Source organism: Streptomyces crystallinus, from assembly GCF_039521265.1.
Classification (GTDB): Bacteria; Actinomycetota; Actinomycetes; order Streptomycetales; family Streptomycetaceae; genus Streptomyces; species Streptomyces crystallinus.
Genome location: NZ_BAAACA010000030.1, coordinates 1 through 18,162, shown reverse-complemented (window position 1 = coordinate 18,162; position 18,162 = coordinate 1). Strand labels below are relative to the sequence as shown.

The window sequence follows — 18,162 nt, the reverse complement described above, 5'->3', positions numbered from 1 at the left end:
CCCGGGGTCCGGGGGCCCGCCCCCACCCACCCCCGGAGGGTTTAGGGAAGGGGCGGGGTGGGGGTCTCGATCAGGCGGGAGCGCAGGCGGGCCACCGCATCGTCCCCCACCCCCAGCCCGTCCCGGACGTACGCCTCGAACGACCCGTACCGCACACGCACCTCCTCCAGGCCCGCCGCCAGATACCCCGGCACCACCCCGATCACCGCGAGCGCGACCTCGGGGTCGCCGCCCTGAGCCGTGAACCCCTCGATCAGCGGCGCGAACGCCTGCCGCACGGCCGCGTTCACCGACAGATACTCCCGCTCCACCACCTCCGCCGACGCCCCCAGCAGCGACAGCAGCACCGTCGCCCCCCACCCCGTACGGTCCTTGCCCGCCGTGCAGTGGAACAGCAGCGGCCCCGCGTCCTCGGCCGCCAGCTCCAGCAGCAGCGTCCGGTACGCCGCCCGGGCCGAGGCCGAGGACACCAGCCCCCGGTACAGGTCCTCGAACACCTCCTGGGCCCTGCCTCCGCCGAGGTGCTGCTCGGCGCCGACCGGGTCGGCCAGGACGCGCCGCAGCCGCGCGGCCGGCGGCGCCCCGTGCGCGCTCACCGCGTCCGCCAGCACGTCCGCGAGGACCAGCCGCACCCCCTGGGGCAGCCGGTCGGGGCGCTCGGCGCGCTCCGCCTCCGTACGGAGGTCGACGACGGTGCGGAGCCCGAGCGCGCTCGCCGCCGGGTCGCCGCCCGGGTCGAACCGGTCGAGCGACCCGGCCCGGAAGACCAGTCCGGACCGGACCGAACGGCCGCCGGCGAGCGGTGTGCCGCCGAGATCACGGAGGTTGGCGACGCTGGTGGCGGGGATCGCGGTCATGGGCGGACGCACTCCTGTACGGGGGACGGACACGGCCGGTCGGCGCGTCCCATGTGTGCCCCGGTCCACCCCGGAACGTAACACCAGCGTCCCCCGTCGGCCCCCTACACCACCGTCCACCCGCTGAACTCGGCCGTCCCCCGCGCCCCGCTGCCCCCGTTGGCCGCGCTCATGAACAGCCCGGCGTCCTGGACGGCGGCCGTGCCCGGCACGGTGACCGTGGCGACCGTCCGCCAGCTCGCCCCGCCGTCCGTCGAGCAGGCGCCGGTGAACGCCCCGGCCGGGCCCCGGGCCAGCCGCAGCAGGACCGGGGCCGCCACTGCGGTGACGCGGCGGTAGGTGTCGAGAAGGCCGTCGCCGTCGGCGTCGTACGAGAGCACCACGCCCTGTCCGGGAGTGGCCGCCAGGTTCAGGAAGCCGGTCGAGCCCGGCGCCCCGAGGCCGTTGCGGACGACGATCCCGGCGCGCGCCCAACTGCCGGTGTCCTCCTGGGAGTCGACGGCGAGCGTCACCATCGCGCCCTCGCGCAGGACCCCCGGCCGGTACGCGGTCCCGAACTGGGCGACGCCCCTCCACAGGTCCAGGCCGCCGCCGTTGACCGCGAGCCGCCCGTCCAGCTCGCCGAAGACGGCGTCGTTGACGGTGAAGGTCCGCCACCCGGCGCTCAGCGGCGCCGCCAGACAGAAGGCCGAGCGCTGGACCACCGCCACCCGGGCCTCGCCTTCCGGCCCGTACCGCGTGGTCAGCTCGTACGGCATCGCCCGCAGCGGCGCGGTCAGCGGCTCGGCGGGCGCGGTCACCCGCCAGCGCACCGAGCCCTCGCCCGCCGCCGGGACGCGCCGCAGCCGGGTGGCGCCCTCCGGCTCGGCGTCGAGCCCCCCGAGCGCGAAGTCGACGCGGCCGGTCGCCCGCAGCCCGTTGAGGTTGCGCAGCACCGCCGTGACCGTGCCGGTGGAGCCGGGGGTGAAGCTCACGGGGTCGGCCCTCACGCTCACGGCCCCCTGGTACGGGGCGCGCGCGAGCGTGTCGTGGACGCGCAGCGCCGTCCGGTACGGGTCGCCCGTCGCCCGTACCGGATACGCGCCCGACTCCCGTGTCCACGCGTCCTCGCCCGCGTACCAGTCGAAGGCCCTCGGCGCCCGCCCGGCCGCGAGCGCGTCGGCCAGCTCGTCCAAGTAGGCCTGCCACTGCGGAAGGTGAAGGTCCGCCAGCAGACCCTGCCAGTCGCGGTCCGCGTAGTTGCTCAGATAGGTGGCGGCAGGCCGGCCCGCCCAGGTGGTGATCAGCGCCCGCGCCGTCCGCTCCAGCCCGGCCGCCTCCGCCGGGCTCGTCGCGAACCGCTTGGCGTCCTCCAGCCACGGCCCGAGCAGGAAGCCCCGATGGCAGCCGGACATCTCGTCCGCCAGCCGCAGCAGCTTCAGCCACAGCGCGCTCAGCGCCCCGAAGACGGCCCGGTCCTCACGCTCGTACGCGGTCCGCAGCTGCGGCAGCAGCAGCCGCGAGCGGTCGGCGAGCGCTTGGCGGGCGAGGTCGGTGAGGTCGTACGCGTAGGCGTCCGAGCCGCGCAGCGGCGGCGCCACCGCCAGCAGCTCGGCGAAGGCGCGGTCGAAGCGGGCCGGGTCGAAGGCGGTGGTCACGGACGCGGTGAGGGAGGGGCGCCGGGTGAAGAGCGAGTCGACGGGCCGCCCGTCCGCGGTGGTCAGCCGGTAGGCGGTGGCCGACAGCGCGGCGAACGCCTCGCGCGCGTGCCGGTCCTCGCGGCCGTAGCGCACGTCCGCGTACGTACGGAACCAGTCGTCCCGGTCCACCGGTTCGGCCCGCCAGGCGAGCTCGCTGAACAGCTCGAAGGCGGCGGGGTCGCGCTCGGCGGACTCCGGCATGTACGCGGTGCCGGCCAGGGTGCTGCCGGGCCGGTCGCGCCACTCGGTGAACTTGCGGGTCCAGCGGTGGGTGGTGGCGCCGAGCGTGGTGCGGCCGCCGAAGTTGGGGATGGTGCCGAACGCGTACGGCGCGCCGCCCCAGTCCTTCTCGCGGTCGGTGACCGTGGCGAGGTCGGAGAGGCCGTCGACGATCAGGATCCGGGTCCTGTCGATCGCGGCCAGGATGTCCGGGCGGGGGTTGGTCTGCCAGCCCAGCATCACCCAGGTGGCTCCGGGCCGGGCGGTGTGCAGGGCCTTCTCGACGGCCCGGGCGGCGTCCGCGACCGGCACGTCGCCGGGGGTGCCGCCCTCGTGCAGCAGATCCATCTTGACGTGCCGCACCTCGCCGAACAGCTCTTCCTGATGGCGATAGAAGGCCGCCGCGACCTGCGGGAACACCTCGGTGCGCGGATCGAGCCAGTCCGGACGGCGCAGCCCGTTCCAGCCGCCCTGGGCAACGACCCGGGCGCCCGGGTTGCGCGCCGGGAAGCCGTCCGGGACGGTCCCGAAGTAGCCGGGCAGCACCGGCCGCATCCCCAGCTCGCGCAGCCGGGCGGTGATCCGCGCGCCCAGCGCGGCGCGCCGCTCGATCAGCGCGGGGGAGAGCGGCCCGCCGTATCCGCTCATGTTCTGGAGCAGCCACCACGGCTGGTGCGAGGGCGCGGGCAGCCAGGCACGGGCCTCCTCGTCGGTGTACCCGAAGTCGAGCAACACCCGCTGGTACACGGTCTCCTGACCAACCGTCATCAGCACCTCGTTGCAGCCGTGCAGGGCGAGGACGTCGATCAGCCGTTCCCAGCGGGGCCAGTCGGCGTACGGGGCGGTGTAGCCGTCGTGGGTGTCGTTGAGCGCGAAACGGTGCGGGACGGTGGCGGCGCGCTCCAGCGGGCGCTCGGGCGCGGGCAGCAGGGCCGGCAGGTCCAGTTGGCTCCCGGCCCAGGTCAGATGGGCTTTACAGGTGTACTTGAGGTACCAGTGCAGCCCGGTCAGGGCGGTGGCCGGGCTGGTTGCGGCGATCTCCACACGTCCGGCCGTGCCCGTGACCCGGAAGCGGTCGGGGCCACCGTCGGGCAGCGCGGTCAGCCGGATCTGCTCGGCGTGCCGTGGCAGCAGCCGGATCAGGGCGTCCCGGGCGGACCCCGCGTCAAGCGGGTGTGCAACCGCGGAGGCGGCAGGGGTCGCGTGGGCGGGGGCGGCCACCCCGACGGCGGCCCCGGCGCCGATGGCTCCCGCGGTGCTCAGCACCGTACGTCTGGAGGGGTTCGAAGGGCTCGACGGCTCGGCCATGGGCTCGGCGCTCCTCGTGTCGCCGGGGTGACAACAGGCGCGTGCGGAGCGCACGTCGATCGGCGGGGCGGATGCGGGGCAACGAGGCCACTGAAATGGCCAAATGCCCACGGGAAGGGGGTGGTTGAAGGCACGATGGAGGTATGCGCACCCTTGTACGAGCGGCCCTGGCAGCCGCGGTCGTGACCCTAGCCGCGGGCTGCGGCGGGGGCGGCCACGACGCGCCGAAGACAGCCGGCGGAACCCTCGAAGAGATCGCGGCCCAGGCCGCCTGCGAGCCGAAGATCTCCACCAACGCGGCAGAGCTGCGACAGGCCAACTGCGACACCGCGGACGGCCGCTATGTCCTGGCGACCTTCGCCACCGACCGCGGCCAGCGGGAGTGGATCAACGGCGCCAAGGACTACGGCGGCGCCTATCTGGTGGGCCGCAAATGGGTCGCCGTGGGCGACCAGAACGTGGTCAACGCGCTGCGCGGCCGGCTCGGTGGCAGTGTCGAGACCGGGACCAACCATTCCGGACACCACCACATGAGCTGACCGCGCAGTGCGTGCTCCCCCGGGTGGGGTGACCCGGGGGAGCCCATCAGGGGGAGCGGGTTTCCAGGGGCGTGCGCGCCCTGGCTGTCAGGCGCAGCTGCGCCCCGTGTTGATGCAGGTCACCACCTTCCTCATCAGCGAGTCGCTGAAGACGTTGATGAAGTCACCGTGATCGGTGACCGGCTTGTGGAGCTGCTCGGGGAACGAGTCGACGGCGAACCCGGGGCCCGGCGGCACGGCGTACACGATCCGCTGCTGCAACTGCGGGATCGCCTTGAAGCCGCGCGGGCACGCGCCGTTCCTTCCGGCGAAGGCGACGTGCGTCCGGTGGTTCGCGCTGTCCGTGTTCTTCCCGTCCCAGCAGCTCTGGAAATTGAAGGTGCGGACGACTTTGCTGCCCTGGGGGCAGATCGGGTATTTGTCCTTCAGCTGGCGGTTCTCGAATCCGGTGCAGCTCCAGGACGCGTTGGCATTCGCGTTGCCGTTGGTGAAGGCCTTGGCGTCGCCGGTGATGATCCGCAGAAAGCGCGGCATCGCGGTGACCTTGCTGACGGGATTGCCGACCAGCTTGATGGTCACCTGCGAGGGCGTCTGGATCTTTCCGACGTTCTTGTCCCGGCCGCCGCCGTCCGCGTTGGCGTCGTTCTCGTTCTGACCGTTCTGAAGACGCAGTACGGGCCAGTAATACGTGGACTTGTCACCCTGATTGCGGCAGCTCGTACCGCCGTTGGCGAGAGCCGCGTCGCTGGAGAAGGCGTCGGTCGCCTGGTTTCCGACATAGTCGTGCATATGGTGGGCGCCATTGCTCACACCGGGCGCGACGATGACGTTGTCGGGGTTCCGCTTGGCGTTCTGGTTGACGCCGCAGCTGCTGCTGAAGAGCCCCGTGGAGCCGCCCTGCTGGGTGCGGGGGGCCTGCACGTTCGGCCGCACCGAACGGATGTCGACGAAGTCCCTCCTGGAGGGCCCGTTCCCGACGTTCTGCCCCTGGCCCTGGTTCTGGCCCTGGTTCTGTCCTTGGCCGGAACCCTGCCCCTGAGCAGGCCATTGTCCCTGCCCCTGGCGCTGGTTTTGGCCCTGGGCCTGTGCGTCCGCCGGTCCGGCTCCCTGTCCGCCCGCGCCGTTGTCGTCCGCGCGCAGGGTGCACGGGGCGAGGCCCTGCATGCCCTGCGGCCGCTGTCCGCCACCGCGGCCGACGGCCACCGAGATCCGGTCGAGCGACGCCGTCCGCTTGTCCTTCAGCGGATCCAGTACGGCTTGCCGGGCATATCCGGGATCCCGGTCGACACGGTCCTTGTTCGAGGCGAACTTCTCGTATGCGTCGGTGATCTGCGTATCAATGGCGGCCAGCTCCCGGTCCACCTCGGGGCGGGCCGAATCCGGCACGTCCGGGAGGCTGTTGGACACGTCCGGGCAGTCGATCGTCGACGCGTTCGACACCGGGGCGGCCCGTGTCTGGGCCTGTCCCGGGTCGTCGCTGGCCGAGGCGTACACATTCACCGCGACAAGGCCGCCCCCACCGATGAAGAGTGCCGCGGCGGCCATCGTCATCCGCCGAGGGAAGGTCGGCCGTTTTCGTATTGAGCGTCCCATGGAACTCCTTCGCTTGAAGCAGCGCGTCGTTCCATACGCATGGGGCGCGTGGGGCGTTCAACGCCCCGGCTATTTCGTAGGTATCTCCAGGAACACAGGTCAGCGCTTGACCGCGCGCAGCACCACGAACTTCGGGTCGCTGGCGACCAGTTCACTGTTGCCGAAGAGCCGCTGGAGCTTGAGGTGGTAGCCCAGGTGCCGGTTGCCGACCACCCACAACTCACCGCCCGGGCGCAGCGCTTCGCGCGCGTCCGTGAACATCCGGGTGGAGGTGCGGTCGGTGGTGGCCTGATGGGTGTGGAACGGCGGGTTGTTGAGCACCAGGTCGGCGGTGCCCGGCGGGAACCCGGCCAGCCCGTCGCCGAGGCGGAACTCGGCGTCCGCCTCCCGGGCCGCGCCCGCGCAGAGCCGGAAGGTGGCCCGCGCCGAGGCGATCGCCTGGTGCGACTCGTCGGTGAACACCACGCTCGCCTCCGGGTTGGCGAGCGCCGCCGCCGTCCCCACGATGCCGTTGCCGCAGCCGAGGTCGACGACGCGGTCCGGGCCCGTACGCGCGGGCAGGTGCTGGAGCAGGAAGCGGGTGCCGATGTCGAGGCGGTCGGCGCAGAACACCCCCGCGTAGTTGGTGACGGCGAGCCCGGAGGCCGGACCGATGCCCATCTCCAGGGAGTACGTCAGCGGCCACGGGTTCACCGGGCGGACCAGCCCCGGGTCCGGCTCGCAGAAGATCAGCCGGGCCTTCTTCTCGGCCAGCGAGGTCTTCGTCGGGCCGAGGAGGCGCTCGAACAGGTGGAGCGTGGAGGTGTGGATGTCCTTCACCATGCCGGTGCCCACGACCAGGGTGCCCGCGTGCACGGCGGGTGCGAGCCGGTGCAGCTGGTCCTCCAGGAGGGCCAGGCTCTTCGGTACGCGCACCAGCAGCACGTCCACGCGCGCCGGCGGCTCGTCGTGGGTGGACAGCAGCGTGACGGCGCCCTCCGGCACGCCCGCCCGCGCCAGGTTCGCCCGGGTGGCCTCCTGGCCGAGGAAGGACTCGCTGATCTGGGTGAGCGAGCCGGTGCCCCGGGCCGCCAGGGCCGTGGTCAGCGCACCCCACCGGTCACCGAGGGCGACCACGGCCCCCGAGAGGTCCGCGTCCTCCAGACGCCGCAGCAGATACTCGTCGGCGGCGTCCCAGGCCCGCAGCTGATCGCGCGGGTCCTCGGGAAAGCGGCTCAGCTCGTACGCCCCCCAGGGCGAAGTCATCCGGTTCATGGTCCAGCCAGGCTAACCCGCGCGGACCAGCCCCCCACGCCACCCACAACCACCCGGGCGTGGCAGCGCCAGGCCCCCACGCCCCCGACAGCCCCCAACCCCCTAGGGGCGCGGGGAACTGCGCGAGAAGAGGCCACCGCCCCGCAGACGAAGACCGGGCAAGAAAGGGGGCGCGGGGAACGGCGCGAGCAACCGACCACGCACCCGCAGACGAAGACCGGGCAAAATCACCCGCGCTCAAGGTAGGCGAGCACCGCCAGCACCCGCCGATTGTCGTCATCGGACACCGGAAGCCCCAGCTTCGCGAAGATATTGGACGTGTGCTTCGCGATCGCCCGCTCCGTCACCACCAGCTGCTGCGCGATCGCCGCGTTGGACCGCCCCTGGGCCATCAGCTCCATCACCTCCAGCTCACGCGGAGTGAGCCCCGCCACCGGCGAGTCCCGCACCTTGCGGGACAGCAGCTGCGAGATCACCTGCGGATCCATCGCCGTGCCACCCCCCGCCACCCGCCGCACCGCGTCCACGAACTGCTCCGCGTCGAAGACCCGGTCCTTCAGCAGATAGCCGACGCCCCCGTTCCCGTCCGCCAGCAGCTCGCGCGCGTACAGCTGCTCCACGTGCTGCGACAGGACCAGGACCGGCAGCCCCGGCCGGGCCCGCCGGGCGGCCAGCGCGCACTGGAGGCCCTCGTCGGTGTGCGTGGGCGGCAGCCGTACGTCGACGATCGCCACGTCCGGCTCCGACTCGGCAAGGGCCCGGGTCAGCTCGGGCCCGCTCTCGACCGCCGCGACGATCTCGAAGTCGTACGCCTCCAGCAGCCGTACGAGCCCGTCGCGCAGCAGGAAGAGGTCTTCGGCTAGGACAACGCGCAAGGAATCTCCATGGTCACCATGGTGGGGCCGCCGACGGGACTGCTGACGGCCAGGACGCCGTCGAATGTACCCAGTCGCCGCTCCAGGCCGCTCAGCCCGGACCCGCCGCCCACGGTCGCCCCGCCGCGTCCGTTGTCGGTGACTGAGATCCGCAGGGCCCGGCTCTCCTCCTCGTACGAGAGGTCGACCCAGATCCGGTCGGCCTCGGCGTGCTTGACCGCGTTGGTGAGGACCTCGCTGACGGCGAAGTACGCCGCCGACTCCACCGGCGCGTCCGCGCGCCCGGCGGGCAGCCGCACGTCGACCTCCACCGGCACCGGCAGCCGCAGCGCCAGGGCGCGCACCGCGTCCCCCAGGCCCCGCTCGGCGAGGACCGGCGGATGGATGCCCCGGACCAGGTCACGCAGTTCGGTCAACGCCTCGGCGGACGACTCGCGGGCCTTGGCGAGCAGCGCCTTCGCCTGCGCGGGGTCCTTCTCGATCAGCGCCTCCACGGTGCCCAGGCTCATGCCCACGGCGACGAGCCGCGCCTGCGCCCCGTCGTGCAGATCGCGCTCGATGCGGCGCAGCTCGGCGGCCGAGGTGTCCACGGCGTCGTGCCGCGTCTCGGTCAGCCGCTCCACGCGCAGCGCCAGCGCCTGCTCGCGGGTGGGGGAGAGAAGCGACCTGGCGATGCCGAAGTTGGCGCGGATCAGCGCCGGGTTCACGAAAAGCCCGAGGGCGGTGTACGCGAAGCCGACGGCGGCCGCCAGGTTGGCCGTGGACTGCGAGGTGACGTGGACGAAGGTGAACCACAGCCCGCCGCCCGCGCTGTCGACCGGCTCCCAGACACCCGCGGCGAGCACGACACCCCACACGCTGTAGAGGAGCAGCGCGGGCGGCAGGAAGGCGAGGACCGCGCCCGCCGTCATGTCGGCGAGCAGCCACTCCAGGTCGCGCCAGGTCGCCGGGTCCTTCAGGAGCTGCCCGCACCGCTCGACCGCGCCGAGCACCCCGGGCCGCTGCGCGGGGAGCGTCCGGTACGGCACCGCGATCTCCATCCCCAGCCACTCCCGGGCCAGCGAGCGCCGCCGGTTGGCGTACACCCGTACCGCGTCGAGCGCGACCGGCGTGGTGAACACACCGATGCCGACCGGGATCAGGGAGATCGACACGACGGTCAGCGTGAACAGCAGGATCCCGACGGCCATGCCGCTCGTCGAGAGGCCGAATCCCCGGCCACCGGCGAGCAGCCCCGCCCTGATACGCGCCACCATCGTCGTCGTCCCCCTTCGTGGGCCCAGCGTGCTTGCGGACCCCAGTCTCGCCGGGCCGCACGGGTGCGGTCACGGGGCCGGTCCCCCCGGCCGGGGTGTAGCTGGCACCACCCCCTGACCTCGTATCCTGCCCTCCGCCGCCCCGGCGGCCGCACACGAGGGCGCCCCCGGCACGCCAGGAGCGTGCCGGGGGCGCCGGATGCGTCGCGCTGTCGCGGGCGGGGATCAGGGGGCGTACTTGTACCCGACCCGCCGGACCGTCTGGATCGCGTGGCGGTGGCGGGCGCCCAGCTTGCGGCGCAGCCGGGCGACGTGGACGTCCACGGTCCGGCCGTCGCCGACGTGGCCGTACCCCCACACCGTGGTCACCAACTGGTCGCGGGTGTGCACCCGCTGAGGGTTCGCCACCAGATGGGCGAGCAGCTCGAATTCCAGGTACGTGAGGTCGAGCAGCTGTCCGTCGACCTCGGCGGTGCGGCGGACCGCGTCGATACGTACGAGCTCGTCACCGCCCGCCGCGCCGGCCTCGGGCTCCTCGGCCGCCGGCTGGGGCGCGGCGGCGAGCAGCGGCTGCTGGTCGGCCGGGACGAGGACGAGATAGCCGACCATCGGGGGCCGGCCGGGCAGCGCGGGCAGGGTGTGGGCGGGAGCGGGCAGCCAAGTGGCGCCCGGCGGCAGGAAGTCGACGACGGTGCCGGTGGCGGCCACCTCGTCGCGGTCGACGGCACGGAGTCGATGCCGTCCCAGGGGCGCGGGCGCGGGGCGGGCGGCGGGGAAGACAGGGGCGTTGTTCGCCATGAGAGGTCAGCTCTTTCGCGCGGAGTCGTCAGCAGGGGACGTACGTCGGTGCGCGCGGGCCGAAGGCCTTCGGTGAAGGGGAGGCGTTAGAGGGCCGGCGCGTTCGTCGCGCGGCAACACACCCGGTCGAAGTCGTGGTCCTGGCGGGACGGCCAGAACGGCTCGAGGTCGCTGCGACCTGTCGCGGGGTTCGGGTGGCTGGCCATGTGCATATTGAACCAGATGTGTCCGAGCCCGAGCAGTGTCCTCCCACACACTGATACGCCCCGTGGCTCAGATGACCGGAAACCGCCTGGCCGGAACGCCTGAACTCGCCCTGCCGCAAAGCCCGAAGGGCGCCCACCATCTGGGTGGGCGCCCTTCGGAACGGATCCGGTGCGGCTCAGACCTGACCGGCCTTCTCCAGGCCGGTGCAGCAGGTCTCGACGATCAGCCGGGTCACGACGTACGGGTCGACGTTCGCGTTCGGGCGGCGGTCCTCGATGTAGCCCTTCTTGTCCACCTCGACCTGCCACGGGATGCGCACCGAGGCGCCGCGGTCCGAGACGCCGTACGAGTACTCGTTCCACGGGGCGGTCTCGTGCAGACCGGTGAGGCGGTCGTCGATGCCGGCGCCGTAGTTCTTGACGTGGTCCATCGGCTTGGAGCCCTCGCCGAGCGACTCGCACGCGGTGATGATCGCGTCGTAGCCCTCGCGCATCGCCTTGGTGGAGAAGTTGGTGTGCGCGCCCGCGCCGTTCCAGTCGCCCTTCACCGGCTTCGGGTCGAGCGTCGCCGAGACGTTGAACTCCTCGGCCGTGCGGTAGAGCAGCCAGCGCGCGATCCACAGCTGGTCGGAGACCTCCAGCGGGCCCACGGGGCCGACCTGGAACTCCCACTGGCCCGGCATGACCTCGGCGTTGATGCCGGAGATGCTCAGCCCCGCGGCGAGGCAGTGGTCGAGGTGCTTCTCGACGATCTCGCGGCCGAAGATCTCGTCGGCGCCGACACCGCAGTAGTAGCCGCCCTGCGCGGCCGGGAAGCCGCCGACCGGGAAGCCCAGCGGACGGGCGCCGTCGAAGAAGGTGTACTCCTGCTCGATACCGAAGATCGGCTCCTGCGCGGCGAACCGCTCGGCGATCGGACGCAGCTGGGCGCGGGTGTTGGACGCGTGCGGCGTGCCGTCGATGTCCAGGACCTCGCACAGCACGAGCAGGTCGTCGCCGCCGCGGATCGGGTCCGGACAGGAGAAGACCGGCTTGAGCACCCGGTCGGAGGCGTGGCCCTCGGCCTGGTTGGTGGAGGAGCCGTCGAAGCCCCACACCGGCAGCTCGGCGCCGTCCGGCACACCCGCGATGATCTTGGTCTTCGAGCGGAGCTTGGCGGTCGGCTCGGTGCCGTCGATCCAGATGTACTCAGCCTTGAACGTCACGGAAGCCATCCTTTGCGGGAGCTGCTGGTGGTGCGGGAGCCGCGGAGCGGCGGGGCCGCCGACGCCGTGCGGGGCGTCCGGGGCTGCTGCGCGCAGCCTCACACCCCGGGATTTCCCGTCCGTTGCCCGTGTGTGAACCCGGTGTTACTCAGGTGGCGTTCGTAACCCGCTCCCACCGCCCGCTGTGACGCAGCACACTGGGCGCCATGACCGACGCATCCGCCACCGCGCCCCGCCCGTCCCCCCTCCGTATCGGACTCCTCGGCACCGGCCCGTGGGCCGTCGCCGCCCACGCGCCCGCGCTCGCCGCGCACCCCGGGGTCGCGTTCGCCGGGGTGTGGGGGCGCCGCCCCGAGGCGGCGGCCGCGCTCGCCGCCGAGCACTCCGTCCCCGTCCACGAGGACGTGGACGAGCTGTTCGCGGCGTGCGACGCGGTCGCCTTCGCGCTGCCCCCGGACGTCCAGGCGCCGCTGGCGGTACGGGCGGCGGCGGCCGGCTGCCATCTGCTGCTCGACAAGCCGGTCGCCACGGACCCCGGCCGGGCGCGCGAGGTCGCCGAGGCGGCACGCCGGGCCGGGGTCGCCTCGGTGGTCTTCTTCACCCTGCGCTTCGCCCCGGGCACGGCCGCCTGGATCGACCGGCAGGCCGCGCTGAAGGGCTGGTTCACGGCCCGCGCGCACTGGCTGGGCGCGCTGTTCACGCCCGGCGCGGCGCCGAGCCCGTACGCCGCCTCGCCCTGGCGCCGGGAGAAGGGCGCGCTCTGGGACGTGGGCCCGCACGCCCTGTCGGTGCTGCTGGCGGTGCTCGGCGAGGTGGAGCGGGTGACGGCCGCGCCCGGCCCCGGCGACACGGTCCACCTGGTCCTGCGCCACGCCTCGGGCGTCTCGGCCACGGCCACCCTCGGCTTCACGGCGCCGGAGGCCGCGACGGGCGTGAGCGTGGAGTTCCTGGGGGAGCCGGGCGTGGTGCCCATGCCGGACTGGGGCGGGGCGGACGAGTCGTTCGCGGCGGCGCTCGACGCGCTGCTGCGGGCGGTACGGGAGGGGGTGCCGCATCCGTGCGACGCGGGGTTCGGGGCGCGGGTCACCGAGGTCCTGGCGGAGGCGGAGCGGCAGCTCGGCGAGGGGAGCCGCTGAGCGTGCCGCTGCTCGTACGGATGTGTCCGGCCGCCGAATTGACCCGACATTCCGCACCGGAAATGCACCTGGGGGCCGGTCGCCCGCTCCCGTAGATTAATGATCATGACGACGACGCAGCTCGCCCCGCAGACCACCGGCATCGACGAGACCATCGCCCTGGCGGCGGCCCACAACCCCGTACGGATCGACTTCGCCAAGGCCAACCCGAAGGCGTTCAAGGCGATCATCGCCCTCAACGTCGCGGCCACCGAGCACCTCGACCCCGCCCTGGTGGAGCTGGTGCAGATACGTGCCTCGCAGATCAACAACTGCGCGTACTGCCTCCACATGCACGTCAGCGACGCGCACAAGGCGGGCGAGAACCCGGAGCGGCTGCACATGGTCGGTGTGTGGCGCGAGGCCCCGCACTTCTTCACCGCGCAGGAGCGCGCGGCGCTCGCCCTCACCGAGTCGGTCACGCTGATCTCGCAGGGCGAGGTGAGCGACGAGGTGTTCGAGGAGGCGGCCGAGGAGTTCAGCGAGCAGGAGCTCGGCGGGCTGCTCGCGCTGATCTTCACGATCAACACGTGGAACCGTCTGAACGTCACCGCGCGCAAGGTGGCGGGGACGGACGAGCGGGTGCGCTGAGCTGACCGGTCGGGGCCGACCGGCCGGGCCCGGGCCCGGGCCCGGGACCCGAGCCCAGGACCGGGGCCCTACCGGGAGAGCGCGTCCCGGACGGCCTCCTCGGTGCGGCCCACCACGGCCGTCCCGTCGTCCGCCGTGATGATCGGGCGCTGGATCAGCTTGGGGTGCGCGGCGAGCGCCGCGATCCAGCGCCCGCGCGCCTTGGCGTCGCGCGGCCACTCCTTGAGCCCGAGCTCCTTGGCGTCGGCCTCCTGGGTGCGCGTGATGTCCCAGGGTTCGAGGCCGAGCCGCTCCAGTACGGCCCGGATCTCGTCCTCGGACGGCACGTCGTCGAGGTAGCGGCGAACCGTGTACGAGGCGCCCTCCTCGTCCAGCAGATCGATGGCGCTGCGGCACTTGGAACAGGCGGGGTTGATCCAGATCTCCATGGGGGACACGGTACCGCCGGTGGCGCCGATACGGCTGTGACCTGCTGAAAGGCCCTTCCAGCAAGGGCGATTGTCAGTGCCGGGCAGTAAAATTGAGGCAGTTCGTGAGGGTTCCCGACTGCCCAGGAGGATGCCCATGGCCGCTGCCGTACTGACTTCGCGCGCTCCGCAACAGCTGTCCCTGATGACCCTGAAGAAGGTGCCGCTGCCCGCAGGCCGCCCGCGGGTGTGGTACGAGACGCACAACCGGCGCCTCAAGGCGATGCGCCTGGCCATCGCGCTGCTCGACACCGGGGTGTACCAGCCGGAGCACGCGCCCGACCGCAAGATACGGAGCACGGCGGAGCTGATCGGAGTGCACCCGCCGTCGGACACGACGTGCCGGATGGTCCGGGCCCTGATCCGCTCGGGCCGCTGACGGGCTGACGGCAGGGGTGCCGCGCCGCCGAGACCGGGGCGCGGCACCTCGCCGTGGGCTCAGCAGGTGGCCGGGGCCCCGTTGGCGGGCTGATGGGTGGTCGCGGCCCGCAGCTGGTTGAAGTTGGCCACGTACGCGTCGAAGACGCCGCCGTCCTCCAGCTGGAGCATGGTCTCGTCGCTCTGCCGCAGCGAGTTCCCGCTCCAGTTGTGGCTGCCGGTCCACAGCACCTTGCGGTCCGGCGTGTTGTAGTACTTCCCCTCCACGAGCAGGTACTTGTCGTGGATCCAGGTGGAGTCGGCCTGGCAGTAGTACTTGGTGATGACCCCGCCGTACACACTGGAGGTCTTCTTCAGCAGCGTCTCCAGCGACTGCTTCTCCAGCGCGCTGTCCGGGTTGTACGTCTCGGACACCTCGACATAACACCCCTGCGCGTCGAGCTCGGCGAGCCGTTCGGCGAGGTAGGGGCGGCTGAAGATGGTCATGCTGACCCGGATCCGGGTCCGGTGGTTGTCGGTCGTCCCGTACGTGGAGTTCCCGAAACAGGCGACGTTGTCGAGCACCGTGGCGACGGTGTCCTCGGAGGGGTCGTTGTAGGGCGAGCCGTTGCTCTCGGCGCGCGGATAGAAGTGCGCCTTGGCGTTGCCGGAGGCGACGGGAGGCCGGCCGGTGCGGTAGTAGTCGTTGTTGGCGCGCCGGGCTTTCAGATCATCGAAATACGCATCGTAGGCGGAGTAGATCCCCTCATTCCCCACCAGAACCAGGGCGTTGTTCCACCCCTTGGTGCCGTCGCGGCCGACATGGAGGTTGGCGGAGGACTGGACGACGACGTGGGGGGTGCCCTGGGTCTCGGACAGCAGCAGGAACTTGTTGTGGTTGATGGCGTCGACGGTCCCGAGCGCCCGCGTCCCCACGCAACCGCGCCCGGCCCCGCAGCTCATCACCCACGACGCCTTGGCCGTGTCCCCACCGAGCTCGGCCAGCAGGCTCTTGTACGGAGCCATGCCCACCGCCTTCTCGTCGAAGACCGCCTGCACGTCGACGCCCCGCCGATGGGCGGCGATCAGCGCGTCGGGCAGGGCCGGGTCATCGGCGTAGAACATGGCCAGCCGTATCCGCGCCCCGGCGGGCACCCCCGCGACGAGCTCCACCTGCCGCGCCACGACGGCCTGCTGCTCGGCGGCGGTCCCGACGGGGTTGTTGAAGACGGCCCCGGTCTTGAGGGGGACGGGGACGTCGGCGGCGGCGGAACCGGCCTGGGCGGTGAGGACGGAGGCGAGGAGGGCGGTGGCGAGGGCGGCGGTGCGGAGGGTGGGGCGGGAGCGCAAGAGGTTTCCTCTCGGACGGGATCAAACCCGATCCGGTCAAGGCTGATCGGATCGGGTGCCTGATCTTGCCAAGAGGAGCCTGGGGAGGTCGAGTTCGGGCCCGTAACGCATCCCCGGGCCGAGACACACGGAGGCCCTGCCGCTTCCGGAGAAGCGGCAGGGCCTCAGACGTGTGACACCCGGTGGGGCTTAGATGTCGAAGTACAGCTCGAACTCGTGCGGATGCGGCCGCAGCTGGATCGGGGCGATCTCCGCCGTGCGCTTGTAGTCGATCCACGTCTCGATCAGGTCGGACGTGAAGACGCCGCCCGCCTGGAGGTACTCGTTGTCGGCCTCCAGGGCCTCCAGTACCGCCGGGAGGGAGGTCGGGACCTGGGGGACGCCCGCGTGCTCCTCGGGGGCGAGCTCGTAGAGGTCCTTGTCGATCGGCTCGGCCGGCTCGATCTTGTTCTTGATGCCGTCGAGGCCCGCGAGGAGCAGCGCCGAGAAGGCGAGGTACGGGTTGGACGACGGGTCCGGGGCGCGGAACTCGACGCGCTTGGCCTTCGGGTTCGAGCCCGTGATCGGGATGCGCATCGCGGCGGAGCGGTTGCGCTGCGAGTAGACCAGGTTGACCGGGGCCTCGAAGCCGGGGACCAGGCGGTGGTAGGAGTTCACCGTCGGGTTGGTGAAGGCCAGCAGCGACGGGGCGTGCTTGAGGATGCCGCCGATGTAGTAGCGGGCGGTGTCCGACAGGCCCGCGTAGCCCTGCTCGTCGTAGAAGAGCGGCTCGCCGCCGGTCCACAGGGACTGGTGGACGTGCATGCCCGAGCCGTTGTCGCCGAAGATCGGCTTCGGCATGAAGGTCGCGGTCTTGCCGTTGCGCCAGGCGACGTTCTTCACGATGTACTTGAAGAGCATCAGGTCGTCGGCCGCGGCCAGCAGCGTGTTGAACTTGTAGTTGATCTCCGCCTGGCCGGCCGTGCCCACCTCGTGGTGCTGGCGCTCGACCTGGAGGCCGGACTTCTCCAACTCCAGGGAGATCTCGGCACGCAGGTCGGCGAAGTGGTCGACCGGCGGGGCCGGGAAGTAGCCGCCCTTGTAGCGGACCTTGTAGCCGCGGTTGTCCTCGACCGCACCGGTGTTCCAGGCGCCCGCCTCGGAGTCGATGTGGTAGAAGCCCTGGTTCGCGGAGGTCTCGAAGCGCACCGAGTCGAAGACGTAGAACTCGGCCTCGGGGCCGAAGTACGCCGTGTCCGCGATGCCGGTCGAGGCGAGGTAGGCCTCGGCCTTCTTGGCGATGTTGCGCGGGTCGCGGCTGTACTGCTCGCCCGTGATCGGGTCGTGGATGAAGAAGTTGATGTTCAGCGTCTTGTCGCGGCGGAACGGGTCCAGACGCGCGGTCGACAGGTCGGCGCGCAGCGCCATGTCGGACTCGTGGATCGCCTGGAAGCCACGGATCGACGAACCGTCGAACGCCAGCTCCTCGGCCGGGTCGAACGCCGTCGCCGGGATCGTGAAGTGCTGCATCACGCCGGGAAGGTCGCAGAACCGGACGTCCACCATCTTGACGTCGTTGTCCGCGATGTACTTCTTGGCGTCGTCGGCGTTCTGGAACATCCAACTCCTCCTACTCCCGTCCGGGGGAGACGGGGTTGTAGCTCGTGGTGCGGCCAGTGCGGTGGCACACGCTGGACCTGACCATAGGCAGGCGGGATTTCTCAAGCGTGACCCGTTTGTTTCGCCCAAGTTAACCGGGGCCTGGGTAGGGACCGCGTCAAGACCCGTACAAATGGGATATACCCGGTCCTCTGTCCCCTCCCGGGGGCGGGGTCGCGTAACCCGGCCGGTACCGTGGAAGCGTGGACAACAGGCAAGCAATCGGATCGTGGCTCTCCGGGCCCAAGGCGGCGGCCGAGGAGATGGGCGTCGACTTCGGTTACCGCGGCGAGCAGCTCGGTCTGCCGGAGGAGGGGCCGGGCGCCATCGCCCCCCTGGGTCGGCGCTTCGGCGCCATCTTCATCGACTGGTCGGTGAGCGCCCTGATCGCATACGGGCTGCTCGCGCACCGCCAGCTCCACCTCACCAACAACTGGGCGCTCGTCGTCTTCCTGGTGATGAGCATCCTGACCGTCGGAACGGTCGGTTCCACACCCGGCAAGCGCATCCTGGGCCTCCGTCTGATCGCCGAGGGCGGCGGCCGCCTCAGCTTCCCGCGCGCGCTCCTGCGCAGCGTCCTGCTCTGCCTCGCCATCCCGGCCCTGGTCTGGGACCGGGACGGCCGGGGCCTGCATGACCGCTTGGCGCGCGCGATCCAGGTGCGCATCTAAGGGAGTCGCTGGGCGCGGTGACTTCGGCTGCGGGTCGTCCGTGGCTGATCGCGCAGTTCCCCGCGCCCCTTGGTGGGCCGCCCGATGCACCGGCTCGGCCACGCACGCCTTTAAGGGGCGCGGG

At 71.9% G+C, this 18,162-nt stretch carries 16 protein-coding genes; 5 read left to right on the top strand and 11 right to left on the bottom strand.

Translation table 11 applies throughout. The annotated features are described in order from the left end of the window. Positions 1–41: 41 nt before the first annotated feature. A complete protein-coding gene (locus ABD236_RS22210; protein WP_344075903.1) occupies positions 42–857 on the bottom strand; it encodes a tyrosine-protein phosphatase in 816 nt (271 codons plus the stop codon). Between the two features lie 104 nt (positions 858–961). Further along, positions 962–4,063: an alpha-N-acetylglucosaminidase gene (locus tag ABD236_RS22205; protein WP_344075901.1), complete on the bottom strand. Its 3,102-nt coding sequence runs from the start codon at positions 4,061–4,063 to the stop codon at positions 962–964. 143 nt (positions 4,064–4,206) lie between these two features. On the opposite strand from ABD236_RS22205, the gene ABD236_RS22200 reads away from it, so the two are divergent. Beyond that, positions 4,207–4,602, top strand: coding sequence for a hypothetical protein (locus ABD236_RS22200; RefSeq protein WP_344075899.1), 396 nt, complete (start codon positions 4,207–4,209; stop codon positions 4,600–4,602). Positions 4,603–4,689: 87 nt separating this feature from the next. Here the strand turns inward: ABD236_RS22200 and ABD236_RS22195 are convergent, their stop codons facing one another. The 6 genes from ABD236_RS22195 to glnII form a co-directional block, all read right to left on the bottom strand. Continuing rightward, positions 4,690–6,195: a DUF1996 domain-containing protein gene (locus ABD236_RS22195; RefSeq protein ID WP_344075897.1), complete on the bottom strand. Its 1,506-nt coding sequence runs from the start codon at positions 6,193–6,195 to the stop codon at positions 4,690–4,692. A gap of 99 nt (positions 6,196–6,294) precedes the next feature. Further along, entirely contained in the window at positions 6,295–7,440 is a 1,146-nt protein-coding gene (locus tag ABD236_RS22190) for a methyltransferase (protein WP_344075894.1), read from the bottom strand. A 236-nt stretch (positions 7,441–7,676) separates the two neighbouring features. Then, complete coding sequence (locus ABD236_RS22185) at positions 7,677–8,324, bottom strand: response regulator transcription factor (protein ID WP_344075891.1); 648 nt, start codon at positions 8,322–8,324, stop codon at positions 7,677–7,679. Next, entirely contained in the window at positions 8,309–9,580 is a 1,272-nt protein-coding gene (locus tag ABD236_RS22180) for a sensor histidine kinase (protein WP_344075889.1), read from the bottom strand. Before ABD236_RS22180 ends, ABD236_RS22185 begins: the two co-directional genes overlap by 16 nt. A 225-nt stretch (positions 9,581–9,805) precedes the next feature. Further along, positions 9,806–10,378 (bottom strand): winged helix-turn-helix domain-containing protein, encoded by a 573-nt coding sequence (locus ABD236_RS22175; RefSeq protein WP_344075887.1) that lies wholly within the window; start codon positions 10,376–10,378, stop codon positions 9,806–9,808. Positions 10,379–10,760: 382 nt separating this feature from the next. Beyond that, complete coding sequence (gene glnII, locus ABD236_RS22170) at positions 10,761–11,789, bottom strand: glutamine synthetase (protein ID WP_344075883.1); 1,029 nt, start codon at positions 11,787–11,789, stop codon at positions 10,761–10,763. A gap of 206 nt (positions 11,790–11,995) precedes the next feature. On the opposite strand from glnII, the gene ABD236_RS22165 reads away from it, so the two are divergent. Both ABD236_RS22165 and ABD236_RS22160 read left to right on the top strand, forming a co-directional pair. Continuing rightward, positions 11,996–12,925: a Gfo/Idh/MocA family protein gene (locus tag ABD236_RS22165; protein WP_344075881.1), complete on the top strand. Its 930-nt coding sequence runs from the start codon at positions 11,996–11,998 to the stop codon at positions 12,923–12,925. A 105-nt stretch (positions 12,926–13,030) separates the two neighbouring features. Then, entirely contained in the window at positions 13,031–13,555 is a 525-nt protein-coding gene (locus ABD236_RS22160) for a carboxymuconolactone decarboxylase family protein (protein WP_344075878.1), read from the top strand. 68 nt (positions 13,556–13,623) lie between these two features. Here ABD236_RS22160 and ABD236_RS22155 read toward each other — a convergent pair whose 3' ends face one another. Beyond that, on the bottom strand, positions 13,624–13,983 hold the full coding sequence (locus ABD236_RS22155) for an arsenate reductase family protein (RefSeq protein ID WP_344075876.1): 360 nt from the start codon (positions 13,981–13,983) through the stop codon (positions 13,624–13,626). A 136-nt stretch (positions 13,984–14,119) separates the two neighbouring features. On the opposite strand from ABD236_RS22155, the gene ABD236_RS22150 reads away from it, so the two are divergent. Next, positions 14,120–14,401 carry a hypothetical protein gene (locus ABD236_RS22150; protein WP_344075874.1) on the top strand — a complete coding sequence of 94 codons (282 nt, stop codon included), beginning with the start codon at positions 14,120–14,122 and terminating at the stop codon, positions 14,399–14,401. 59 nt (positions 14,402–14,460) lie between these two features. Here the strand turns inward: ABD236_RS22150 and ABD236_RS22145 are convergent, their stop codons facing one another. Beyond that, entirely contained in the window at positions 14,461–15,729 is a 1,269-nt protein-coding gene (locus ABD236_RS22145; RefSeq protein ID WP_344075872.1) for a phospholipase D-like domain-containing protein, read from the bottom strand. A 189-nt stretch (positions 15,730–15,918) separates the two neighbouring features. Next, on the bottom strand, positions 15,919–17,328 hold the full coding sequence (gene glnA, locus ABD236_RS22140; protein WP_344075870.1) for a type I glutamate--ammonia ligase: 1,410 nt from the start codon (positions 17,326–17,328) through the stop codon (positions 15,919–15,921). Positions 17,329–17,570: 242 nt separating this feature from the next. On the opposite strand from glnA, the gene ABD236_RS22135 reads away from it, so the two are divergent. After that, on the top strand, positions 17,571–18,038 hold the full coding sequence (locus ABD236_RS22135; protein WP_344075868.1) for an RDD family protein: 468 nt from the start codon (positions 17,571–17,573) through the stop codon (positions 18,036–18,038). Positions 18,039–18,162: the final 124 nt, after the last annotated feature.